This window comes from Bacillus sp. EE-W1 (assembly GCF_009760835.1).
In the GTDB taxonomy this organism is placed as follows: domain Bacteria; phylum Bacillota; class Bacilli; order Bacillales; family Bacillaceae_G; genus Bacillus_A; species Bacillus_A wiedmannii.
The window spans coordinates 172,390-196,130 of the sequence record NZ_WIPE01000060.1; the positions used below are offsets into that span (position 1 = coordinate 172,390).

A 23,741-nucleotide genomic window follows, 5' to 3' on the forward strand; every position below is an offset into this window, starting at 1 on the left:
GTTATTAAATCTAGTTACTGCGGCAACAGGAGCTAGTACTGCAAGTTAAAATTTTAAAATGTGAGAGTGTTTATGTTGAAATTAAATTAGGACTTATTCTATAGACAAACAGTTATATTAAGAATAAGTCCTATAAGTTTATCGAAAATGAGTATGGGATTTTTGTAATACATAAACTAAATGCTACTTAAAATTTTATAGGAGATGATTAAAGTGAATGGTTATTTATTTTGGAAAGAGAAGCTAGAAATAAGAAAATTCACATCAAATTATGAATCTATGTTGGTAGTTCATAAAAATCCAAACGAAAGCGCTCCCACACTCAAAAACGAAAATACATTTACAATAAATAAAACCGCCACTGAAATTATTGAGTTAATTGATGGTACTAAAACATATGGACAAGTTGTATCTTTCTTATCTTTAAAATACAGTGAAGATCCAATAAGTATTGAAAAGAAATTAAATGCATTTTTGAATAATGTATCCAAAGTTTACAATATGAACATTGGTACGCAAGAAGAACCTATAAATGTACCAGTTAATTTAATTGAAGAACAGACTATATATCCAAAAGTGGCTTCAATTGAAATCACAAACAGATGTAATGTAAGATGTCGTCATTGCTATGGAGATTTTGGAGCAGTAAAGCCAAAAGTAATGAGCTTAGATCAAATAAAATCATTATTAGATGACTTAAATAATATAGGAGTGAAATTAATTGAACTTACGGGCGGTGATATAACAGTACATCCAAATTTAAAAGAGATATTGTTATATGCACTTAACTTGGATTTTTCTCAAATAACACTGTTGACCAATGGTATAGCTCTTTCTGATAAAGTCATGGACATAATAATAAAAAATAAGTCGAAAACATTTGTGCAGATTGATATGCATAGTTTAGATGATAATTATTTGACTTGGTTCTTTAAAGTTCCTAATACACTTCATAAAATTAAAAATAACATAATGAAATTAGCCGAAAATGATGTTCGTTTGCGGATCGCCACAATAGTTACACATTTGAATGTGCACGAAGTAGAAGATATAGCTGAATGGGTACATAATTTAGGAATTGATAGTATTGGGGTATCTCCAGTAATACCAATGGGAAGAGCCTTAGGATGTAGCGATCTTTATTTAAATGAAGAGGATGTTAATACATATGGTGAAGCATTGTTGAAAATAAATAAAAAATATCCTAAATTTGTTTCATTATATGAAGGTGCGCGCGCTGAGATTAGGAATTGTGGTGCAATAACATCACATATTGTGATTGCACCTGATGGTGAAATTAAAATGTGTACTATGCATAGTTTAGATGATTTGAAAAATAGTATAGGTAATGTTTTTGAACAGAATATTAAAGATATTTATGATGAAAAATTCAAATACATTAATGCATTTTTTAACTTACAAGCACCTCAAATGGACTCTGAGGAATGTAAAGAGTGTGAAAACAAACGTTTTTGTAGTACATGCTTCTTAAGAAGCTTTATAAAAGCACAAGAAATTGGCGATAAATGTAAATGGTTTAAAAATCATGTTCCTGAAATAATTAAGGAGCCATTAATGGTAGGACAAAATTAGTATGATTGGATGAGATAAATATTGTTAAGTTTCTGAGGATAAACCAATTTAATTCCATAGATGATGCGTCTGGATAAGGTCTCAAGAAATCTATGGAATTATATTAACCTCATTATATTGATTCGTAAATTAATATAATAAATAGACAAAGGAGGAGAAAGAGGGTGAATAAGAAGATAAATAAACAAGATGAAATTCAAATTTCTTATAAAGAGTTATTATTTTTATATCCGTATTTGAAAAATACAAAATCTTTGTTAGCTTTTGGTTTACTTGGGATGGTTATAGCTTCTTTGATTATCGCACCGATACCATATATTATTGGTTACATTATTGATAAAGTTATACTATTAAATAAAAGCTACGATCAATTATTAAAAACAACTCTTATACTCTTATTAATTTATTGTATTAACTATTTAATATCGATAGGTTATGAGTATTTATTTACTCGTGTACAACAAAATGTAGTTAATGAGATTCGATTATCTATGATAAGTAATATTATAGATGCGCCTCTTTCTTATATTAATCAGAAGGAGAAAGGTTACATTCTTAGCAGAATTGCTGAATCTGGTAATGTAAGTGCATTATTTTCTCCAAATTTATTAAGGGTTTTTTCAGGTATATTCGATTTTTTCTTTGCTTTATTTATAATGTTTAATTTAAGTGTTAAACTTACAGGCATCATAGTAATTATTATTCCGATATATTTTGTAATATCCAAGTATTCTTCTAAAATGATATCAAAAAGTACCACAAACGTATATGAGTCATCGGCAGTATTAAACGCAGAAATGTATGAAACCTTAAATGGAATAGAGGATATAAAATTATTAAACGGTAAAAATATACAAACTAATAAGATTAAGGCTAAATTAAATGATGTAATTAAAAGTGCTCTAAAACAAAGTTTACATTTTATTTTCTTTATGCAAAATTTAATAGTAACAAATAACTTTGTTACAGTAATAGTATTACTGGTATCAGGTATTTTAATTTTACAAAATCAGCTTACTATAGGGGTATATACTTCGTTTTCAATTTATATGGCTAAACTCCTTGCGACTACTCAAGCTTTAGGTAGCTTAGATATAACCCTAAAACCCGTGTGTATTAGTATTAAGAGAATTAAAGAGTTCTTCAATTTAGATGTTGAAAATACACTAGTTACAAATATAATGAAAGAACCAATTAATTCAATAGAATTTAAAGATGTTTGTTTTAAATATAATGAAAATAGTGATTTAATATTTGATCATTTCAACGTGCAAATTGAAAAAGGTGACAAGTTATTAATTGATGGTATAAATGGATCAGGAAAATCTACCTTTATAAAATTATTAACAGGTTTATATCAACCTAAAAGTGGAAAGATATTGATAAATAATATCGACTATAACTTAATACATAAAGAAAGTATTAGAGATAGAATAGGTATAGTATCACAAAATATATTTTTGTTTAAAGGAACTATATTAGATAACATATTATATGGACAAACAAATAAAACGAAAGAAGATGTAGTTAAGTTAATAAAAAGATATCATTTAACATCACATCTCAACAGATTTGAGAATGGATTAGATACTATAATTGTACAAGATGGTTCCAGTGTTTCAGGAGGTCAAGCACAATTTATAGCCTTTTTAAGGGCTATCCTCACACAAAGGGATATAATAATATTAGATGAAGCAGCTTCTAATTTACATATTGATACAAGAAATCTTATGTATGAGATACTTCAAAATTGCAATATTTGTAATATATTAATTATGATTTCACATCAGCAAGATGGCTTGTATTTTCTCAATAAAACATTAGAACTTACACATGGTAATAAAAGAAATGCTGTGAATGATAATATACTTTAATCATAGTGCTTTCATAGAAGGGAGCATCCTAATTATGCCAAAAATGAAACTTATTAATTTTGATACATATAGAAATTCAATAGTTTTATTTGAGAACACTGGCGAGATTATATCAGTGTCAGCTCATTTTCAATTTTTTGAAGGAAGTGAAAGCTATATTCAAGGTTTTATTGATAATGAACAAGTTATTCACTTTAAATCTAATAATCCTGGTCCAACTATTTCTATATATCAATTTACGCCTAAGAATATTACCAAATTAATTATATCAAGTGAAAATAGAACACATGGAATGGTCACATTGTATACTTCAGAAACATAGCTAACATCTAAATTTTATTTATTTTTAAGATTTCAAGACTCAAAAGAGGGATGTATATTGTATACCAATAATATAGCATCTACTAATGGAGCTTTTGAAAATAACATTCCAAATCTATTCTCATCTATTTCAATTTCTAATGCCAAATGAGGGAAGTCTAGTACAAATCAATGATTATTTGTACTAAATATACTCTAATTTTGTATATCTTACACACTATATCAAAGAAGAAACATAACCTCTTATTTTCTGCAGGTATATGTTTCTTTTTATCATTTTTGCCAAGAAGACTCCTTCCTCAAGGAGCGAGAAGGGTAACAGCCCAGTAAGTAGATGGGAAAGGAGGTATCATCTAATATATGTTGGATGATACTTTTTTGATTTATGAACAAAAAGGCTATTGAAAGGGTCCTGATATAAATATCAAACCCTTTTCAATATATATAATTATTTCACTGCCTCTTTTAATTCTTTTCCAGCTTTAAAAGCAGGTGCTTTTGAAGCTGCGATTTGCATTTCTTCACCTGTTTGTGGGTTACGTCCTGTACGTGCAGATCTTTCACGTACTTCAAATGTACCAAAACCAAGAATCTGTACTTTCTCTCCATTTGCTAACGCATTTGTTATTGTATCTAATAACGCTTGTGTTGCTGCAGCAGCATCTTTTTGTGTAAGTTCAGCTTTTTCTGCTACTACTTTTGTTAATTCTGTTTTATTCATTTTCTGCACCTCTTAATATGTAATTAGGTGACTATTATAACGTGTGTGTATTCATGACGCAATTATACTGTACTTAGAAAAAGCCATAGCAAGAGCAAGAGGACAATGTCTGTGTAAAAGGCATAAGAAGGATATTAATTATCCCTTTAAACTCTGTTCATATTTCTTTACATCTTCCATGGTTTTAAATATTAACACATCAAAAACTCCTTTTTCATTCCCACATACGATAACAAAACCATCTGTTGCTTCCAGAACTCTACCGACGCCACCATCTGTAAGTGTAATACTGGTGAGATGTTTTACGTTCAGTTTTTCTTCTTTTTGAATGTAAGTAGTTATGGGTGTTCCTACAGGAAATGCGTCTGTGATTTCTTTTGTTGTATATGTCCCATCATCTATTGACTGAGTTTTAGCAGTAAAAGAATCAGTTTGAGTGGCACATCCTGTTGAACATATTAAAAGAATCCCAGTAATCATACTTACACAAGCTGTTTTTACCATTCACAAAATCCTCCTATAACTGTTCGTATTGTCAACCCATTTAGGGTAACAAATTATATATACGAAGTTTGTTGGAGTATATGAGTCGTAATTCAACAAAGATACAGGTATTTTGGCAGAATGTGTTTCAAACAAAAGAAAAGACACCCTAAGGTGCCTTCCTGCGACTTGAACCATCGTGATATGGTATTGGATGCCAATCCAATTTTTATTTTACCACGTTAAGTAATTTTGGTTGTTGAGAAATATAATTCAAATCTATATGTTGTTTACTTTTGCTTTATTAGTTTTTGTTGTAGATTCTTCAATCTGTTTAAATTACTTTTAATTTCATCGGTAATTGCTATCTTGATACTTCCTTGAGCCTTTTTATTTCTTCATACATTTTTTTATATTCTTTTTGATGTTCTTTAGAAGCCTCTGAGACACGTTTTATTTGTTGTTTCATTTCTGTATGGAGTAAATCAGCATGCTTAATCATGGGATCATATTCTATTTTTTAAATGGATTTTTTTGTAGATTCATAGGAGAAGGGAAAGGAAGGCGTTTTTTATTTTTACACTTGCTTATTGTGTTTCATTGTGTAAAAATAACCGAAGAAATTATTGAATACAGTACTGATAAATGATAATAGAAAGTGAGCTTTTGCGATGATACCTTATTATATAGAGATAGCTCATGAGATAGCTAAAACTGCCCATGATGGACAAGTGGATAAAGCAGGAATTGACTACATCAAACACCCTGAGAAAGTTGCTAGCTTTGTAAATACGAATGAAGAGAAAGCTACTGCTTATTTGCATGATGTTCTGGAAGATACTGAGATAACTGCTAATGATCTGTTAAGTGCTGGTATACCTCATAATATAGTTGAGGCAGTGCAGGTACTGACAAAAGAGAAATACACGCCTTATTTTGAGTATCTGAGCAAAGTGAAAGAAAATTCTCTTGCCCGTACTGTCAAACTTGCAGACTTAAAACATAATTCTGACCGCTCACGACTTGCTAGGATAACAGATAAAGACTTAAAACGGTTGGAGAAGTATCGTAAAGCGATTCAGTTTTTAGAGGAATAAAAGAAACAGTAACTTCTTTAGTAGCAATTTTCTAGAATACTAATTGTTTAAAGAAATTACTTCATGCAAATATTAAATGATCCTTGTATATAATTTTTAACAAAATGTAAAAACTAATATACAAAATGTTAAAAATTATATACAAAATGTTAAAATTAGGATAAAGTGTTTGTAGGAGGTGGGGGTAGTTGTTAAACAACCGGATAGTTGTCTGCCGTGCCGAAAAAGGTTGGACACAGCAAGATTTAGGAGAGAGAGTAGGTGCTAGTCGACAGACTATCGCTTCTATGGAAAGGAATAAATATAATCCCTCTTTAATTCTTGCATTTAAAATAGCCCAAGCTTTTGGAAAACCGTTAGAGGAAGTTTTCGAATTTAAGGAGGAATAAACAAATGGAATTTATAAAGTATGCTGTAATTATTATTATAGTTTTATCATGCTTAAGTGAATTATATATGTTTAAATTTCAAAAAAGCCAAGAGGCAAGAGATGAGAGAGGTTTAGATATTCAGTATAAAACTACTAATTTTTTATATAATACTCTTTATCTGGGAATAGTTATATTATTTCTCCTTAACATGCTTCAATATATTACAGCAGAACAATTTGTGAATATCCTCTTATATTTCTTTATTTCTTTAGGGATAATAAAAGTTGCTTATTCATATTGGAGAAGGAGCTATTAAATATAAAAAGAAATACTAAAAATAAGGGGTCATATTTTCAATATATTTGTTCCTGAATTAATAATAGATTAATTTCTGCGGAGGTATTAGTACTTAATATTAGGAGAAATTGGCCGCAGCTTACTAATATAATTATAGATACGCCTATGTACTTAAAGAATAAATGAAGAGTTTTTATAAGCGTGGAAAAATTGCAATTTTTAATTCATCCTTGCCATTATAGGGGAGGGGATTTGAAGTGTGCTAAGATAAAGTCATTTTAGTAAACTTGCTTCATTTTAAAATAAGTTTGAATGAGGGAGACAATTTGCTAAATACACTATGTTGTTCATTTCCTTCTTGATTCATACCCGCTTGATAAGATGAAAATCCTTTATACGTTTTTCTTTTCCATTGCCATTAGCCATTAGTTTGATCGAACTCACCATAGTATTGATTGTAATCAAGCTTGTTTCCTGTGTTTTTACTAAAATTATTGCTAATAAAGATACGACTATTACTTGCATAGATTTGGTTATTGGTAATTACATTATTACGGGTATCATAATTTAATTCTATTTGGCCACTCTCTTGATCTTTTGTATCATTTTTATAAATTACATTGTTCGTAATCGTGTTATTTTCAGCATATCCTTGCTTACTGTCATATCCACCAATTGCAATACCACTCATGATATTATTGGATATTGTATTGTCTCTAACGGTAATTTGGCTTGCACTTTTTCCTGCATGTTCGCTTGCCACCTCAATACCAAGGTCGTTTTCATAGCTTTGATTTTGCTCAATAATAATTTCCTTCCCGCGATCCACGTAAATACCATCAGCTGAATATTCATTATAACTGGTATTATTGATAGATGAATTATGATTGACAATATTGTTACGTACAATTCCATTCCGTGCTTGATCTAAAGAAGCTACTGGTGATACACCTTCATGTCCAATAAGAACAATTCCGATGTTGTTGTTATCATGTAACTTGACCTTAGAACCATGGAGAATGACTTTTTCAACCTGGTAATTTTGAAAAGTAATGGGGATTCCTGAGGCACCAGAATGAGTGACACGAACTTTTTGGTTATAAATCCCGCCTCTTATGTAGATTGTACTTTCTTCTTTAGCTACGTTAGCAGCTTTTTGAATAGTAGTAAAAGGTTGATCTAATGTACCAGGGATTAAGGTCGCTTCTTGTTGGAGATACATAGTAATTTGTAACAGAATTTGTATTGTTATTGGATTGTGCAAAGGCGGGTACTGGAAGTGTGAAAATTAACATACTGAAAGAAAGTAATAAGATAAAACAAGATTTTTTAATGAGGAGAATATTTCTTGATAGTTCATCATTTTCTTCTTTTTTTTTAGTATTTCTTCTAAACTATACAGTTAAAATTCAGGGTTTATATCTTGCATCAATAATAATATTTAATATGTGAGATACCCAGTTTATTCTATTTAGTATGTAATAGTAATTTTCTGAAACTAGCCAAGATAAATTACTCCTATAGAAAGTAAGGGGAGCCCCCCTTACTTTAAAATTTATTAAAAAATAACTTAATTTATTGATGATATATTATTGAATTGGTGCACAACTCCAAATGTATTTTCCAACTACTTTTATTTCTGGGCAATTTTCTATATCTGTACAATCAAACATTAATGGATGTATACTAGGATTAAAAGAATCTGGTTCTAGGATAATTCGATTATTGGTTTTGTAAATTCTTTTTAAAGTGGCGTCATATCCGTTGATAAGTACAGCGGCTATGTCGCCATTATTTATATTTGTTGTCCTCTCAAGTACAGCTATATGTCCATCATGTACAATTCTATTCATGCTGTCTCCGTTTATACGAAGTGCTAATAGTTTTTCAAATCCATATTTATCTAAAATGATATCAGGTACCTGTATATCACCAATTACATTTTCTATAGCTTCAATTGGTTTACCAGCTGCGATTGTACCATAAATGGGAATATCCCGTTTGGCAATTGCTTGATCTTCAGGACAATAGGATTCATTTTCATCGATAAAGTAGGTTGCAGGGACACTTAACATCTTAGCGATTTGTGATATTTTTGACATTTTAGGGCTTCTTTCACCATTTCTCCACCGTAAAACAGTAGTTCTACTAACAGATAATAATTCAGCTAATTGTTCGTCTGTCATATTATTTTTCTTCATCAATAGAGATAATTTTAAACCGAATGATTTCATGACTTTTTGTCACCTCCGTCTTTGATTGATTATATAATTGGTGTGACAAAAATGCAACTTTCTTCGTTGTTTTGTAAAAAATTTCTTGACTGTTTTGTCACGTAGTACTATATTTGAATTTGAAAAGGGGTGACAAAAATGCACAAAATGATATTTTTAGAAAGAAAATTAAAGAGAAAAACTATTGAAGAAGTTGCTGATTTTCTTAATGTTTCTCCACGTACATATTGGGCAAAGGAACATAATAAAAGTGAATTCACTCTGAAAGAGGCACATATGTTATCGTGCTATTTAGAGAAATCTATAGAAGAGTTATTCCCTGATCTTTTTTTAAATAATTTGTGACAAAAATGCACGTAATTATATATGGATTATAGGATGTTTTGGGGGTATTTTAAACTAAATATCTAATAATCCAACTATTAAAGGCGCTTTATATATTGGTTTTTACTTAGAAAAGAAGGAAAGAGATTCAAAAAATAAAACGCTAAAGTGTATTTGGTATATAAAAATTGAGGGTAAATATAGAATGTTAAATATTCAAGTAGATGAAAGAGAAATCAGAAGATTATATGTAGAAAAATTAGAAGAAAAGCTTAAAGAAGTGGATGTAGAATTTGTATTTTGGGATACAAATGATTTAAAAAAGAACGTGCATGTCGTGGGATACTATTCAAAAAGAATTCTTTTTTGATCAGCGTTTTCAAAAATTAAAAGTGGGCGGGAAATGGTATTTTTCAGCTAAAGAAACGAAGGCATTTTTATTAAATTGGCTAACAGAGAATGAGGTGTAAGAAAAGAAAGACTATCGTCTTAAAAACAAATTTTATAGGAAAGTCTATTGTAGGGGAGAGGATTAATCTTGGTTTTTAAAGTGACAAAAAAACAAGGATATGTCAGCAAGAATACTAAAGAAAATGAAGAATTTAGTAATACTAGTCGCTTTGAATGGGAAAAACTTTCGAATAAACAGTTAAAAATGATTTATGCCAAAATTCATATAATAGCATTGAAATATGACGGAGTAATATCAAAAGAGGAAATCAAAAATAAATTAAAAGAAAAACTTAATATTCAATCACTCAGTGATCTTACAAGGAAGCAAGCAAATCAAGCTATAAAAGTATTAATAGGTTGGGAAATTTAAAGGTTTTGGAGAACAAAACTTTTAATATATAAGAAACATAATATATTGATTTTTAGAAAAAATTCTGGAGGAAGATAAAATGAGTAGTTTGCTAATACAGGATGAGCCACTATTAGTATTACCTCGATTAGCAAGTAAGATTGGGTTGAACGAGGCAATTTTTCTTCAACAAATACATTATTGGCTCAAGCGCTCGAAACATTATTATGATGATCGTTATTGGGTCTATAATAGCATTACAAATTGGCATAAACAGTTTCCGTTTTGGAATGAAAGAACGTTGAAACGTATTGTTAAAAATCTAGAAGAGTTTAATTTATTGATAAGTGGTAACTATAACAAATTAAAGTTTGATAAAACAAAATGGTATTCAATAAATTATAACAGACTAGTTGAATTAGAAATAGATAACGATTGTGACAAATTGTCTCAACGAAAAGAACATATTGTCATGATGGAAAATGAAAATATGTCTCAACCAATACCAGAGACTACACAAAAGATTAACTCAGAGAATACCACTCAAAAAGATATAGTAGAGATAATTAATTATCTCAACAGTGTATGTAATACAAGTTATCGTATTTCAACTAAAAAGACACAAATGTTAATTAAATCTAGACTACAAGAGGGATTTAATATAAATGAATTTAAAGAAGTTATTGAGACGAAGGCGAAAGAATGGCTTTATACAGAACAGGCAAAATATTTAAGACCAGAAACCTTATTTGGAACTAAATTTGAGGGATATTTGCAGCAGAGAAAGATGGTGAAATCAAATGGCTTTAACAAAAGTAACAGATATAGTACAAAGTCTTTCGAAGAGAATGAACTTCCTTTCTGAAACATGTGTGATATGTAATCAGGAGAGGAAGCGAATGGTAAGATTGATGGAGATTCAGGGTGAAACGATTTGTCCAGTATGTCGTTTAGAAGAAGAAAATAGAAGGTTAGAAAAAGAGATGAATATTTTTCGTTATGAAAAAGAGGAAAGAAAACGTAAAAGTATATTTTACGATCATAGTCTTATTAAAGATGAAAATATTAAATTAGCTAGATTTTCGACATTTATATCAGAGTGTGAAGAGGATGAAAACAATTTAATTTTAGCTAAAAAGGCTCTTACAGACTATTTAAATGATATTCGATTTAATTTGATTCTCGTGGGTAAAGTTGGAGCTGGAAAAAGTCATATTGCATACTCTATAGCTCATGAAATGAATGAACAAAGTTCCGATAAAGTTATGTATGTTACAAGTTCAGAACTTTTTGATTACATACGTTCGACATTTAATACGCAATCATGTGAAACAGAGCATAGCATAACAAATATGCTAATTTCTATGGATTTATTAGTCATTGATGATCTAGGAGCAGAGCTAGGGGATATGGATATTAATGATCTAAAAGCAACAGCATTTGTAAATCGTGTGTTATTTAAACTATTTGATGGACGACAAGGGAAAAAAACAATTATTACAACGAATTTAACAGGTGAGGCAATTATAAAAGCGTACGATGAAAGAGTTACATCTCGTATGTTTAATACATATCGACACATAGAATTTAAAAAAACAAGAGATAAGCGTAAGAGAAAATTACCTTTTTAAGAAAAGAATATATATTGTGTAGGAAATATAGATGCACATGAAAACATATTGTTCAAGAAATTTGTACTGTATGAATCGGTTCTTTTAATTAGCAAGCAAGTGAAGTGATTCGGAAGTAAAGAAAGAATATGAGGAATGGAAAGAGCATTTGATCAGAAATTACACGTATGTACATTGAAAGCAGTTTTTAAGTTTATTAATATGTTTTAAATAATTAAATGGAGGTATCTTGAAAATGAGAACATATAAAGGATTTGAAGCAATTAAACGAATGAAAACAAATTGGATTACAACAGTACAAGAGACACCGATGTGTTGGAAAATAGAAGGTGAAAGAGTAATTGCTGATTATTTAGGTAAAAAAGAAAGTTATCAACAAATTAATTTCTTTTTTGAGAATGAATTTATAGATTGTAGAGAAACTATTCGAAAAGGAGAATTATTGTATATTGAAAATGAAAAAAGTGAAAAATTCATCGTTGAATTTTGTAAAGAAAATGAAAGAGAAATAAAGCATGGTAGTTGGTTCTGGATTAATGGAGAGGAGTTCTCTAATAATTATGGTCATTTTGAAAAGAGTACGAAAATAAAAATTAGGAAAGCTGAAAAAAGTGAAAAATTATTATTTGAACGGGCAAAATTATTCGCTATCAAAGGGCGTAAAATAGATGAGTTTAGACTTGGTGATGTAGTTGAAAGAGATAATAAATTGTATAAAGTGGCTATTGTAAAAAGTGGAAGTGAATCTCAAATTGTAGTAGGATGTGTTCCGATTAATGGGGGAGAAATTTGTTATCATAATTCAAAAGATATTGAGATTCAATTTTTCGTTGAAGATATGGTGGTGTAACAAGATGAAGTTATTTTTAATTAATCAACTTATAGAAAATGGAATTTATAAATATAAAGATAAACAATTATACGAATTAAATAGTGATGAGTTAATAAAATTAATCGAAAATCATAAGGATAAGAAAATAAATATTAGCAATGCAATGTATGAAATAGTACATAAAGAATGTAAGCCTCAATAGCAAATCATTGTAATGATCTTGATATATGAAATTCAAATTATGATTAAGGATAAATAATAAGAAAGGAGCTTGACATGTTAAATATAGAATTACCAGTATTAAATAAAGAAGCCACAAAAGAAAATGTACTGAAAGCTATAAAGAAATACAGGTTATTTATGAAATGTAATTATCTTAACGAAACGATACTCTCGAAAGAAAATATATTAAAAGAAAATGCGAAAGAAGAGCGGATCAATTATATTATTGCGATGAACAAAGGGTTAGAAAAACTAGATATTGAAAGTGATAGAATAATTATTCAAAAATACTTGTTAAAGAATCGAGTTAATAGATATGAGATTATGAAAGAGCTGAATTTATCCGAGGGAGATTATTATAGAAAAAGAAATACTGCTTTTTACAACTATGCATATGCATTAGGGATTGAGGTTGAGGAGTGTAAAGATTACTAATAATGAATAAGTTTTTAATATGGATTATAACCACCTGTGTAACAAGCAGGTGGTTATTTTTGTGTAAAAAAATGATGAAAAAGAGATAAAAATGAATCGTTATATACACATATCATATAAGTACAAAGTAGCAATGATAAATAGTATTAAGGAAGATTTTTTTAATAATTTTAGTTTTTTGGTGAGAAAAACTAAATGGAAATTAAATGTAGATTTAGATGGTCTCTATTTTTAACAATTTTGCTTTGTTATAAGGGTGGGAATAGTATATGCGTGATTTAATTGTCCAATATAAGGAAACGTTATGTAAGTTAGAACGTGCCAAAATAAGTGCAAAAGAAGAAGAGATTAAAATATTAACAAGTATGATTAGTGATGTCACATATGCTTTGGAGTGGATGAAGAATGCAAAGATGCCGGGTAATCGCCGGGGAATAGAACGTAGAGCTGCTTACCAACGAGAAAAATCATATGATTCCTTGTTAATGCAAAGGTATTTTCGTAGTACTGATACAACATATGAATGGGATGATGAAAACAAGGAAAGTGTCATTTCAGAATGGGAAAGAATAAAACTAGAAGATGCGCTCTCTACTTTGACAAAATATGAAAGAGAAATATATATCATGTCAAGAGGAAGGGGAATTACACAAGAGAAAATCGCTAAATATTTGAATGTTTCAAGAAGTACAATTAAAACGATTCTATATAGATCTGAAATAAAAATTGCTAAACAAGTAAGAAAAAGTCTTTTCTGCGAAAGTAGTTAAGGCTTTTTCTTATTTACAAACACATTCTTGTCACCATAGTGCCACCTATAAATAGAAAGTAATAATATAAGTTTAAATGAAATGTGAACTACTCGCCACTGAGCAAAGCTTGAAGTGGGAGCTTCTCAGTTCCACGACGAAAGTAACCTTTCGTCTCCCTGAGCGTTACTTCGGGGTGTTCCACCCCTAGATGTCTAACGCATGGACGCTCTTTTGGTACGGTTGATATTTTACGCAGGAACCGAATGGCTTGGTTTTCGCACTCTATTTTCTTCCTGCAACCTTCTATATCAAGTTATCAAAGAACTTCATATAGCTAATTTATCAAAAGTTTTTGGCTATGCCAAACCGAAATTCATCTCCCACCTATCGTTGGGCTACGTCCTTCACACGCTTGAGGAAGGAGAATTCTTTCGGGGAATACGTTAAAAATAACGGCATCTTTTTATTTACTACAAAATAGGCAGTAGTACATGAAAAACTACAGAAGGATGCGATTAGATGTTAGAACAAGATATAGATACAATGCCAATATGTTCAATTTGCCTTGAAAAATGTTTGTGGGTTTTGAAATTTCCAATCACAATTCAGTATTGTGAACAAATGTTTATTCGTGAGGTAGTTGACGACAATATAACAACAATATGTATTGAGTGTTTAGAAAAAGAAGTACAAATGATGAGTTAAAACGGGAGGGACTGCTAGTGGCGCGACCAATGAAATTGAATGATGAGCTGATAAATAGGTTGACCCAATATATTAAAGTAGGGAATTATATTGAAACCGCATGTGCGTTAGTTGGAATTAGTAGAAGTATAGTTTATGTTTGGTTAAAGCAAGGGCGTAGAGCAATTGAAACGAGTGAAAAGACAGGTGAAGTAGTACCGAGAAAAGATAAGATTTATGTGAAGTTAGTCATGGAAATTGATCAGGCATTAGCATTTAGTGAGGCGAGAGACGTTGAGACAATCGGGGAGCATGCAAAATCTAATTGGAAAGCGGCAGCATGGAGATTAGAAAGAAAATTCCCAACTAAATGGGGAAGGAAAGATCAATTGCAAGCAAACGTAAATCATTCAGGAGAAATGAAAGTAGAGCATAATAAAATGGCCATGAAAATTGGGTGTGATGAGGAAATGCTTGATTTAGCTATGAAATTATTTGAGAAAGTTCAAGGAGGAGAATTATAATCATGAAACGGATGAATGTGCATAAGTTAATAGATGAAAATACATTTAAGGAATTGGCAAAAGTGAACTACCCCTTTCTATGTTCAGTATACACATAAGGGATTCTATAAACATGCAAAGCACACAAAATTAATAACAAAGATTTGCCAAGATTTAATTGAAGAAAAATTATCGACTAATAGATTAATGGTATTTATGCCACCTAGGCATTCAAAATCACAGTCTATAACAGAAACATTGCCAAGTTGGTATTTAGGAAATTACCCAAATAAGAGAGTTATAGAGGTATCTTATGCATCAAGTTTAGCTGAAAAGTTTGGTAGAAGAAATCGTGCTAAGATTGAAGAGTTTGGTAAAGAAATATTTAACATTAGAATTGATGAGCGGCAAGGTTCCGTAACAGATTGGGCATTACATAACCACTCTGGTGGAATGTTGTCTGTAGGAGTTGGTGGTTCAATTACAGGGGAAGGAGCAGATTTGTTAATTATTGATGACCCTATTAAAAATCGCCAAGAGGCCGAATCAATTACATACCGAAATCGACTATGGGATGAATGGGAAGATACTTTATCTACACGTTTACAAAAAGGTGCAAAGGTAATTCTAATTTTAACGCGATGGCATGAAGACGATTTAGCTGGTAGATTGTTAGAGAAAGAACAGGAAAAATGGACTGTGTTATCAATTCCTGCTATAGCAGAGTCAAGGGATGATCCATTGAACAGAGAAATAGGAAGAGGCTTATGGGTTGAACACTATGGCCAAAATTATTATGAAGATAAAAAGAAGTTTTCCTCTGCACGTTCATGGTTATCATTATGGCAACAAAAACCATCAAGTGATATAGGGAATATTTTTAAAAGGAACTGGTTTCAACATTATGATGTATTACCAAATTGGGAACAATTTGATCAAATTATTACTTCCTGGGATATGGCTTTTGATAACACCACAAATAAAAGTTCATTTGTGGTTGGACAGATCTGGGGGAAAATAGATGGAGACAAATATTTAATTGATCAAGTGAGGGCGCAAATGAATTTCCTTGAAACAAAGAAAGCATTTGTTGTTTTTCATCATAAATATGAGTCGATCCTTCGGAATTCTGGGTTTAAAAAGTCCATTCCGAAATTAGTTGAAAAAAAAGCAAATGGCCCAGCGATTATTAGTTCATTGAAGAATGAAATAAGTGGTATTATTCCTATAAATCCACAGGGTTCAAAAGAAACACGTGCTGAGGCGATATCCCCTGAATTTCAATCTGGAAATGTATATATACCTAATCCTAAAATACAATCTTGGGTATATGATTATATAGATGAATTAGCTTCTTTCCCATCTGGTAAGCATAATGATCAAGTAGATACAACGTCACAAGCCTTAGAATACTTTTTTACTAAGCAAAAAAAAGTAATGGGTGGAAAAATAAAAAGAGTTTAGCTGAACATGTAATGTTCAGTTTTTTTATATTGGTAAAGTTTTTATGAAAAACATTGAATAAATGATTTGTATATGAAAGGAGGCATAAATCTTATGGTTGAGAAAAAAGCAATTAAAAATGTGAAGGTACTTAAATTACAAAGTCGTGAGATGGCTTTACGTGATGAGGAACTTCAAAGCAAACAAATGACAATTGATCCATTTGCACAAGTGTACGGTGATAAAGAACTAGTGAAGCCTCCATATGATATGCAAGTATTATTAAATTTGAGAGAAAGTAACCCTATTCACTCGGCATGTATTAGTGCAAAAGTAAATGATATTGCTGGTATGGGATTTGATTTTGCACCGCTAGATGAAGTGACAGAGGCAAATCAAGAACAATATAAAGAATTAAAGCGTTTTATGAGATATTGCAACAATGAAATGACAAGTAGCGAAATACTTAGGGCAGTTTGGGAGGATTATGAAACTGTAGGTTGGGGAATTATAGAGGTTGTTCGTAATTTGAAAGGGGAACCAGCGCAGATTCACCATATTCCAGCACATACGGTACGTGCGCATAAAGATAAGATTCGATTTGCACAGATTGTAAATAACGAGGAGAGATGGTTTAAGAGATTTAGTTATCCATCTGATTTTAGGTTAGTAGATGGAGAAATGATTAGTGATAGCTTAGATGAAAACTCGTTATTAGACACTGAAGAAAAAGCTGGTGAAGTTATTGTAATTCGTAAATTTGGTTCTAGATCATCATACTATGGTATTCCGGATTATGTGAGTTCCATTGGTTCCATTGTAGGATCACAAGCTGTAAGAGATTACAATATTAATTATTTTACTGGTAAAACAATTCCAGATGCTGTTTTGTTTGTTGAGGGTGTTGATGAAATAGATGATTCAGTTGAAAGAGAATTAAAAACATTTTTCTCTGTCGAAACCAAAGGAGAACATCATAAGTTAGCAGTTGTTCCTGTCCCTGAAGGGGCAAAAGCTCGCTTAGAGAAATTAGGGCCTGATGTCAAAGAAGCGAGCTTTCGTTTATATCGCCAAGATAATGCTATGGAAATTTGTGTAGCTCATCGAGTGCCACCATATAGAATTGGTTGGGCTATGACAGGATCACTTGGACAGACGACAGCAAAAGAAATGAATGAAATGTATAAAAGATCAATTATTGAACCAGGTCAACAAATTTTAGAACATCGATTAAATACACAATTATTTAAAGAGTTTACAGAAACGTTGGGGGAATTGGACTGGCAGTTTCAATTAAATGAAATTGATACAGATGATCGAGCAAGTGATATGCAATATGCAATAGATGGATACGAAAAGAGTATATTAACAAGAAATGAATGCCGAAAAGTTATTGGATACGAACCAGTTCTAGAAGGAGATAAATTTTTAAATGAAGATTCAAATTCGATTTAGTAGTCTTGCTAGAAAGTAGGAATATATTATGCCAAATGAATTGAAAAATGTAGAAATTAGTTATGTTTCATTAGTAACAAAGGGGGCTAATGGTAGGCCATTTGCAATTATGAAGGGTATGAACATGAATAGCTCTAATGTTTTGAAAAATGTTCCTATTTTAAAGAGGGAAGATGAAAAACAGCTTGTAACAGGGGTTGTTTATGAACCAAATATAGAAGATGCACATGGTGATATCATGACGGCCGAAGAAATTGAAAGAGCGGCTTATAATTTTTTAGAGAAATATAGATACATAGATAAAAACCATGACGAGTTGGCAGGAAAAGGAACAGTAGTAGAAAGCTGGATTTCTAAAAATAATACGGTTGTTGGGAAACAGAATATTAAAAAAGGAACATGGCTTATGACTGTTCGAGTAGACGATAGTGAAACATGGAAAGAGATCAAAAAAGGGAAAATCACAGGCTTTTCGATGGGAGGGGTTGGAGAAAGAATGGAGATGCCACAAATGGATGAGTTTACACAAGATGAGAAAGGTGTAATTCGTAAGATGTTTAGTTTTTTTAAGTCACATTATGACGAGGAACAAACTCAGGAGATGGATAATCAGTCATTAAATAATAAACAAAACTCTAAGATGCAAAAGGTATTTAATTTGTTTGAAGATGTATTTTATGTTGGGATTTGGGAGGGAAATGTAGATATTAAGCGGATGGATTCCACCTTAGATGAAATGAAGGACATTTTAAATACAATGAAGGGTGGTGATACAGATTTCTCGCCGGAAGATATTACAATTAACTCCATGAATAAAGCAGGCACAATCTTATATAAGAAAAATGATGAAAAATTTGATGAAATGATTTCTTTGATGAACCAAATTAAAGAAAATAAGTTACAAAAAAACGCAGATCAAAATTCAGATGAAATTGCAGACATTGTAAAGAGAGAAATGGGTCCTTTTCTCGAGAGGTTACAGGAGTTGGAAGAACAGTTAAATAAAGAACTTGAATTAACTCATGATACTAATGAATTAGAAAATGACAGAGAATCTAAAAAGACAAGTGAATTTATTCAGAAGGTAATAGATCCCATTTCAAAGAGACTTGAAGTAATTGAGCGATCAGCACAAGTTCGTAAAAGTCTTGGTGCTGATGCCAAACCAACAAACGAGATGAGAAAACCAGTAAATAAATGGGTAGGATTAGATCTATAAAGATAAGGAGAAATGAATCTATGAATAATAAAGAATTATTAGCACGTATTGAACGAATTGAAAAGAGTACAATGACAACAGGAGGAATGAAAGCGGGGCTATTATATCCGGAACAAAGTAAAGAATTTTTCCGAATGGTATTTGATGCAACTCCATTTTCTCAATTGCATCGCAAAGAGATTCGTAAAGCGAAAAAAGGTGAATTAGATAAAATTGCAATCGGTGGTCGAATTTTGCGTAGGAAAGTGGAAAATAGTGATGATGGCTATCGAGCAGGTGTAGAAACGTCGAAAGTTGAATATGATACAGTTTCTATTCGTTTACCATGGGAGATAACGGAGGAGCTACTTCGAGAAAATATCGAAGGTGAAGGATATGAAGATACTGTTATGACATTAATGTCAACTCAGTTAGGTATTGACCTTGAAGACCTGCATTGGAATGGGGATGTAACTTCAGAGGATCCATTTCTACAAATTAATGATGGCTGGTTAAAACAAATTAAACAATCAAGTAAATCTCATATTGTGGATCATTTTAAATTAGTGACGGGAACGGGAGATGCTGAAGCTAGCGCTGGGTTTAGTAAAGACTCGATCTTTAATTTATCTAAGGCGATGCCTAATAAATATAAAAATGAAGGTTTAAAGTGGATTATGTCACCTGCTCGTAGAGAGAAGTGGATTGAATATTTAACAACTCGTTCAACTGGCTTAGGCGATGCTGCGTTATTAGGTACAGGGGATCAAGTTAATAAGCCGTTGGGGTATGAGATTGTCACAGTCCCTTCTATTCAAGATGATGTAATTATTTTTGCAGATCCTAAAAACTTTATTGCGGTAAATACGTATGACACGCGAGTTCGTAAGACTGTAGAAGGAAAATCTGCTGTTATGGAAGATAAGCGATTCTATGTTATTCATTTGGATGATGATGCAGTTATTCAAGAAATGGACGCAGTAGCAATTCTTACTAATATTCCTGATAAATTTGGAAATTAAGTAAGGTAATTTGCATATGAAGATTATAGAATTGAAATTAGGCGGTACATATACTGCATATGGCTATACTTTTTTTAACGGAGTGAAGGAAAAGGTTGCAAATGAGAAAGCAAACTATTTACTGAGTACAGGACATTTTAAGTTAATAGATAGTATAGAGGTTAAAAAGAAAGAGAAGTAAAAGAGGTGGAAGGATGGAAATTACTGTACAGGACATAAAGAACAGGGTGAATGTTCAACGAATGCCCGATACGGTAATCCAGGAGCTCATTAGTCAATATGAATTGATTACTAAAAACTATTTGAGAAGTAAGCCAAGTAACCCAATGAAAGAGAAAGTTAGAACAAGTAAATTGGCTTGGCTTTCTTTTCGAGCAGAAAATTTGATCAAGGTAATCCATATTGGTTCTGGAGAAGAAGTTACCAGTTCAGTTTTTTCTGATGGTTGCACTGTATATGGTTTAAGTGAGAATCAATTATATGAGTTTGAGTATACAATACAAGATTATGATGGGCTTTTGACTTTAATGAAAAAATGCATCATCGATATGACGTGTTATGCGGTAATTCGAACAAATCTACAATATGAAAATATGAAAAAATCAGCAAATATCGGAGATTATTCATATGAAATAAATATTGAATCGCTAGATGAGGAAACTGTTAATAAAAAGATTTTAAAAGTATTAAAAAAATACCGAAGTAGAAACCCTTTAATAGCATTATGAATGAAAGAATAGGCTGTGAACATTAAATATGGAAGAATTATATATACATGAAGTAACTGTGAAAAGGAATCAAAAGGTAAAACAGCCGGCAGGAAATTTTAAAGAAGAGCCTGTCATTATTTATGAAAGAATGAAGTGTCGTGTAACAACACACACAGCGGTAGATAATGAAAGGTTAAAAAGAAATAAACAAAATTTTGAGCCGAATTTTAAAATTTATACTTCTGCAGAACATAACATCCATACAAATGATGTAATCTATTTTCATGATTATGTATTTGAGGTAAGAGGAGAACCAAGAAATCCATCATTTTTAAATCACCATATTGAATTGTATTGTGAGTTGTTGGAATAAAATGACGAATACATCGGAATTCATGGTTACACGTAATGTAGAACAAGTTAAAGAACAACTTAATAAAATAATGGTAGAAAGAATTATAAGTGCTTGCAATCAACTGCAACGAGAAATGAAACAAACAGTATCAGGTAATCACAATGGTGTGAAGTATAAAATTCCACGATCAAGTCGCACATATATTGCTTCAAAACCAGGAGAGACATTTGCTTCTAGAACGGGAGAATTACAAGATTCTATTAAATATGGCTTACATATTACAGATAACGAAGTAGTGGGAACGATTGGAAGTCAATTAAAAAGAGCGGTGTATGTCGAAAATGGTACAAGTACTGTAGAAGCCCGGCCTTTTTTCTTAAAAACGTTTGAAAAAGAGCGTGGGGAATTAAAAAGGACATTGGGAGGAGAACAATGACGACAAAAGCGATTGCAACAATTAGAAATATTATTGAGAAAGATACAATTGTGCAAAGTAATCTATCGAAATATGAAGGAGAGCCCGCTCTAACATTTCAAACTGCACAAAATGATATGAAAATGCCTTATGTGGTAATGAGAATTGAATCTAATAATCCGGATGATATAGAGGTAATTGATCGTATGATCCTCACTTTTGATATATATTGTGGCCAAGGTGATTATGAAAAAGCGGATGTAATTTCAAGGCGAATAGAACATTTGTTAGACAGAGAAGCGGGATTGTTAAGAGATTCTGGTATTATTACGATTCATCGAGCAGGCAGTATTACAGTTCCAGATGAAGATCCATCAATTATTCATATTAGTATTAAGTTTCTTGTACGGGTAGGAAGAATGGAATTATATTAAGGAGGGAAAAAAATGAGTTGGAAGCTTATTAATGGTGTACGTGAGGGTACAACTGATAATTTTGTTATTGGACCGGGTGTAATGTATAAAGGTTTTAAAAGTGTAAAAGACCTAGGTGAGATGTTAGGAGCTACTACAGGTGGCTGTAAAGTGGGGTTTACTAGAGAATACTATGATGCTGATATTGATGGTGTTTTAGGAAAACTAGTTCGTGGAAAATGGCTATTAAAAGATGAACCACATATGGAGGTTACACTTGTAGAGTTTACGAAAGAAAATTTAGAGTTAGCTCTACCAGGCGTAGATGTAGATAGTACGACTGATAACGATTATAACATTGTAAAACCAACCAATGAAATTAAAGACACAAGTTATAGTGATATTGCAATAGTAGGAGTAGTTTCAGGAAGTGATATTCCGGTTATTTTTGTTATCCGAAATGCAATGGTAGTTTCTTCTGTAGAAATTGATTTAAAAGATGGTAAAGGGACTGTAGGACTTAAATGCAAATTTATTGGTCATTATAGCGAAAGTTCGCCTAATACACCCCCTTATGAAATTTATTTACCAAAGAAAAAAGCACCTAAATTACCTACAACAAGTAAATAAGTTGTAGGTTTTATTTTTAGGTTATAAAAGGAGATAGTGAATATGACAACAATGCTAGAAAAAATGATGCATAATGGTACAGAAATTACAATTTCAGGTCAGAAGATGAAGATGAGACGTTTAAATGTAAAAGATGTTTGGCGTTTTACTAAGATTATTTCTAAAGTTGGTCGTCATGCAATGACTGATTTTATGGAGTTTGGGAAAGAAAAGAATGAAATCGATGAAAAAATCCAATTGGCCCAAATGAATGAAGAGCAACAAGAACAGTTAAATGAAATTGAAAAACAAAAAAAAGAAAAGGGTTTAGAGTTTGTCTTTCAATTATTGTCTATGATTCCGGAATGTGAAGATGAGTTTTCGGAATTTTTCTCTAGTCTATTACAGATTAAGCGTGAAGAATTCGATCAGTTACCACCAGAAGCCATGGTAGCAGTTATTGAAGGATTATTAGAAAGTGAAGATTTAATGTCTTTTTTCAATCAGGTCAAGGGTCTAATCAAATCTCAAAGTCTCAAATGGAACAAAAAAGAAATGTAGAAAAGGATTCTAATAAATACATAGAAGAAACAGAGCAAAATATGCTAAGGGCTTTTGATAAAGTCCAAAAACGGTATGGATGGACAGATGATTATGTCTTATCCATACCGTATTCTCGTTTAATGGACTTATTTTCTTTTATTAGTCAGGAAGAGCAGCAAGAAGAATTAAATGAATGGAAAAAGATGGCCTTTATCGGATTTCAAACAAGGCAATTAGAAGAAGGAACAACTTTTCATGACTATTTGCAAGCTTTTGGACTTACGGATTCTACGTCAGATGGGGAAGAAAATGAGACTATGGAAGTTTGGTCCAAAGAGGAATGTATCGACCATGCAAATAAGCTGATTGCAGAGTTTCAGTTTGAAGACGATCAGGAATAAA

Annotated in this window: 31 protein-coding genes and 2 pseudogenes; 29 read left to right on the forward strand and 4 right to left on the reverse strand. The window is 31.4% G+C overall.

Annotated elements, in window-relative coordinates:
* The first annotated feature begins 204 nt into the window (after positions 1-204).
* The 3 genes from GFJ36_RS12305 to GFJ36_RS12315 all read left to right on the forward strand — a co-directional run bounded on the left by GFJ36_RS12305 (position 205) and on the right by GFJ36_RS12315 (position 3,789).
* Positions 205-1,593 (forward strand): PqqD family peptide modification chaperone, encoded by a 1,389-nt coding sequence (locus GFJ36_RS12305; protein ID WP_098230526.1) that lies wholly within the window; start codon positions 205-207, stop codon positions 1,591-1,593.
* A 164-nt stretch (positions 1,594-1,757) separates the two neighbouring features.
* Positions 1,758-3,467, forward strand: coding sequence for an ABC transporter ATP-binding protein (locus GFJ36_RS12310; RefSeq protein ID WP_098230527.1), 1,710 nt, complete (start codon positions 1,758-1,760; stop codon positions 3,465-3,467).
* Between the two features lie 34 nt (positions 3,468-3,501).
* Positions 3,502-3,789 (forward strand): hypothetical protein, encoded by a 288-nt coding sequence (locus tag GFJ36_RS12315; RefSeq protein ID WP_097862630.1) that lies wholly within the window; start codon positions 3,502-3,504, stop codon positions 3,787-3,789.
* Positions 3,790-4,236: 447 nt separating this feature from the next.
* Here the strand turns inward: GFJ36_RS12315 and GFJ36_RS12320 are convergent, their stop codons facing one another.
* Both GFJ36_RS12320 and GFJ36_RS12325 read right to left on the reverse strand, forming a co-directional pair.
* Positions 4,237-4,509 (reverse strand): HU family DNA-binding protein, encoded by a 273-nt coding sequence (locus GFJ36_RS12320; RefSeq protein ID WP_001043941.1) that lies wholly within the window; start codon positions 4,507-4,509, stop codon positions 4,237-4,239.
* Positions 4,510-4,647: 138 nt separating this feature from the next.
* Positions 4,648-5,013, reverse strand: coding sequence for a hypothetical protein (locus GFJ36_RS12325; RefSeq protein ID WP_098230528.1), 366 nt, complete (start codon positions 5,011-5,013; stop codon positions 4,648-4,650).
* Positions 5,014-5,663: 650 nt separating this feature from the next.
* Between GFJ36_RS12325 and GFJ36_RS12330 the strand changes: the two genes are divergently transcribed.
* The 3 genes from GFJ36_RS12330 to GFJ36_RS12340 all read left to right on the forward strand — a co-directional run bounded on the left by GFJ36_RS12330 (position 5,664) and on the right by GFJ36_RS12340 (position 6,776).
* Positions 5,664-6,089 (forward strand): HD domain-containing protein, encoded by a 426-nt coding sequence (locus GFJ36_RS12330; protein ID WP_098230529.1) that lies wholly within the window; start codon positions 5,664-5,666, stop codon positions 6,087-6,089.
* Between the two features lie 188 nt (positions 6,090-6,277).
* Complete coding sequence (locus GFJ36_RS12335; RefSeq protein WP_000933886.1) at positions 6,278-6,478, forward strand: helix-turn-helix transcriptional regulator; 201 nt, start codon at positions 6,278-6,280, stop codon at positions 6,476-6,478.
* A 4-nt stretch (positions 6,479-6,482) separates the two neighbouring features.
* Complete coding sequence (locus tag GFJ36_RS12340) at positions 6,483-6,776, forward strand: hypothetical protein (RefSeq protein ID WP_002204138.1); 294 nt, start codon at positions 6,483-6,485, stop codon at positions 6,774-6,776.
* 273 nt (positions 6,777-7,049) lie between these two features.
* Here GFJ36_RS12340 and GFJ36_RS12345 read toward each other — a convergent pair.
* Both GFJ36_RS12345 and GFJ36_RS12350 read right to left on the reverse strand, forming a co-directional pair.
* Positions 7,050-8,117, reverse strand: a pseudogene (locus tag GFJ36_RS12345) (right-handed parallel beta-helix repeat-containing protein).
* A gap of 229 nt (positions 8,118-8,346) precedes the next feature.
* Positions 8,347-8,991, reverse strand: a complete 645-nt coding sequence (locus GFJ36_RS12350; protein ID WP_098230530.1) for a LexA family protein — start codon at positions 8,989-8,991, stop codon at positions 8,347-8,349.
* 138 nt (positions 8,992-9,129) lie between these two features.
* On the opposite strand from GFJ36_RS12350, the gene GFJ36_RS12355 reads away from it, so the two are divergent.
* From GFJ36_RS12355 to GFJ36_RS12465, 23 genes and pseudogenes are all read left to right on the forward strand, one after another.
* Entirely contained in the window at positions 9,130-9,336 is a 207-nt protein-coding gene (locus GFJ36_RS12355; RefSeq protein ID WP_000549412.1) for a helix-turn-helix transcriptional regulator, read from the forward strand.
* Positions 9,337-9,520: 184 nt separating this feature from the next.
* Positions 9,521-9,785: pseudogene (locus GFJ36_RS12360) on the forward strand (group-specific protein).
* Between the two features lie 68 nt (positions 9,786-9,853).
* Entirely contained in the window at positions 9,854-10,138 is a 285-nt protein-coding gene (locus tag GFJ36_RS12365) for a hypothetical protein (RefSeq protein ID WP_098230531.1), read from the forward strand.
* A 79-nt stretch (positions 10,139-10,217) separates the two neighbouring features.
* Entirely contained in the window at positions 10,218-10,982 is a 765-nt protein-coding gene (locus GFJ36_RS12370) for a conserved phage C-terminal domain-containing protein (RefSeq protein WP_098230532.1), read from the forward strand.
* Positions 10,918-11,748: an ATP-binding protein gene (locus GFJ36_RS12375; RefSeq protein WP_098230533.1), complete on the forward strand. Its 831-nt coding sequence runs from the start codon at positions 10,918-10,920 to the stop codon at positions 11,746-11,748. The genes GFJ36_RS12370 and GFJ36_RS12375 overlap by 65 nt, the downstream gene beginning before the upstream one ends.
* 235 nt (positions 11,749-11,983) lie before the next feature.
* On the forward strand, positions 11,984-12,598 hold the full coding sequence (locus tag GFJ36_RS12380; RefSeq protein WP_098230534.1) for a hypothetical protein: 615 nt from the start codon (positions 11,984-11,986) through the stop codon (positions 12,596-12,598).
* A 4-nt stretch (positions 12,599-12,602) separates the two neighbouring features.
* The gene (locus tag GFJ36_RS12385; protein ID WP_098230535.1) at positions 12,603-12,782 is read left to right on the forward strand and encodes a Fur-regulated basic protein FbpA; all 180 of its coding nucleotides are present in this window, start codon (positions 12,603-12,605) and stop codon (positions 12,780-12,782) included.
* A gap of 74 nt (positions 12,783-12,856) precedes the next feature.
* Positions 12,857-13,237, forward strand: coding sequence for an ArpU family phage packaging/lysis transcriptional regulator (locus tag GFJ36_RS12390; protein ID WP_098230536.1), 381 nt, complete (start codon positions 12,857-12,859; stop codon positions 13,235-13,237).
* A gap of 269 nt (positions 13,238-13,506) precedes the next feature.
* The gene (locus GFJ36_RS12395; RefSeq protein WP_098230537.1) at positions 13,507-14,007 is read left to right on the forward strand and encodes a sigma-70 family RNA polymerase sigma factor; all 501 of its coding nucleotides are present in this window, start codon (positions 13,507-13,509) and stop codon (positions 14,005-14,007) included.
* Between the two features lie 501 nt (positions 14,008-14,508).
* Positions 14,509-14,694 carry a hypothetical protein gene (locus GFJ36_RS12400; protein ID WP_000892958.1) on the forward strand — a complete coding sequence of 62 codons (186 nt, stop codon included), beginning with the start codon at positions 14,509-14,511 and terminating at the stop codon, positions 14,692-14,694.
* A gap of 17 nt (positions 14,695-14,711) precedes the next feature.
* Positions 14,712-15,197, forward strand: a complete 486-nt coding sequence (locus GFJ36_RS12405) for a hypothetical protein (RefSeq protein ID WP_098230539.1) — start codon at positions 14,712-14,714, stop codon at positions 15,195-15,197.
* 195 nt (positions 15,198-15,392) lie between these two features.
* Positions 15,393-16,640: a phage terminase large subunit gene (terL, locus tag GFJ36_RS12410; protein ID WP_242015981.1), complete on the forward strand. Its 1,248-nt coding sequence runs from the start codon at positions 15,393-15,395 to the stop codon at positions 16,638-16,640.
* A 93-nt stretch (positions 16,641-16,733) separates the two neighbouring features.
* Complete coding sequence (locus tag GFJ36_RS12415; RefSeq protein ID WP_098230541.1) at positions 16,734-18,074, forward strand: phage portal protein; 1,341 nt, start codon at positions 16,734-16,736, stop codon at positions 18,072-18,074.
* Positions 18,075-18,102: 28 nt separating this feature from the next.
* Positions 18,103-19,293: an XkdF-like putative serine protease domain-containing protein gene (locus GFJ36_RS12420; protein WP_098230542.1), complete on the forward strand. Its 1,191-nt coding sequence runs from the start codon at positions 18,103-18,105 to the stop codon at positions 19,291-19,293.
* Between the two features lie 20 nt (positions 19,294-19,313).
* On the forward strand, positions 19,314-20,294 hold the full coding sequence (locus tag GFJ36_RS12425) for a phage major capsid family protein (RefSeq protein ID WP_098230543.1): 981 nt from the start codon (positions 19,314-19,316) through the stop codon (positions 20,292-20,294).
* Positions 20,295-20,310: 16 nt separating this feature from the next.
* Positions 20,311-20,475 carry a YqbF domain-containing protein gene (locus tag GFJ36_RS12430; RefSeq protein ID WP_000691127.1) on the forward strand — a complete coding sequence of 55 codons (165 nt, stop codon included), beginning with the start codon at positions 20,311-20,313 and terminating at the stop codon, positions 20,473-20,475.
* 13 nt (positions 20,476-20,488) lie between these two features.
* On the forward strand, positions 20,489-21,022 hold the full coding sequence (locus GFJ36_RS12435; protein ID WP_000406978.1) for a hypothetical protein: 534 nt from the start codon (positions 20,489-20,491) through the stop codon (positions 21,020-21,022).
* A gap of 28 nt (positions 21,023-21,050) precedes the next feature.
* Positions 21,051-21,377, forward strand: coding sequence for a hypothetical protein (locus GFJ36_RS12440; protein WP_000392019.1), 327 nt, complete (start codon positions 21,051-21,053; stop codon positions 21,375-21,377).
* A gap of 1 nt (position 21,378) precedes the next feature.
* Positions 21,379-21,795, forward strand: a complete 417-nt coding sequence (locus GFJ36_RS12445; RefSeq protein ID WP_098230561.1) for an HK97-gp10 family putative phage morphogenesis protein — start codon at positions 21,379-21,381, stop codon at positions 21,793-21,795.
* Entirely contained in the window at positions 21,792-22,208 is a 417-nt protein-coding gene (locus GFJ36_RS12450; RefSeq protein WP_000208342.1) for a hypothetical protein, read from the forward strand. The genes GFJ36_RS12445 and GFJ36_RS12450 overlap by 4 nt, the downstream gene beginning before the upstream one ends.
* 12 nt (positions 22,209-22,220) lie before the next feature.
* Positions 22,221-22,817 carry a hypothetical protein gene (locus tag GFJ36_RS12455; RefSeq protein WP_000118567.1) on the forward strand — a complete coding sequence of 199 codons (597 nt, stop codon included), beginning with the start codon at positions 22,221-22,223 and terminating at the stop codon, positions 22,815-22,817.
* A gap of 42 nt (positions 22,818-22,859) precedes the next feature.
* On the forward strand, positions 22,860-23,357 hold the full coding sequence (locus GFJ36_RS12460) for a hypothetical protein (protein WP_098230544.1): 498 nt from the start codon (positions 22,860-22,862) through the stop codon (positions 23,355-23,357).
* Entirely contained in the window at positions 23,336-23,740 is a 405-nt protein-coding gene (locus GFJ36_RS12465; RefSeq protein WP_098230545.1) for a hypothetical protein, read from the forward strand. Before GFJ36_RS12460 ends, GFJ36_RS12465 begins: the two co-directional genes overlap by 22 nt.
* The last annotated feature ends 1 nt before the right edge of the window (position 23,741 follow it).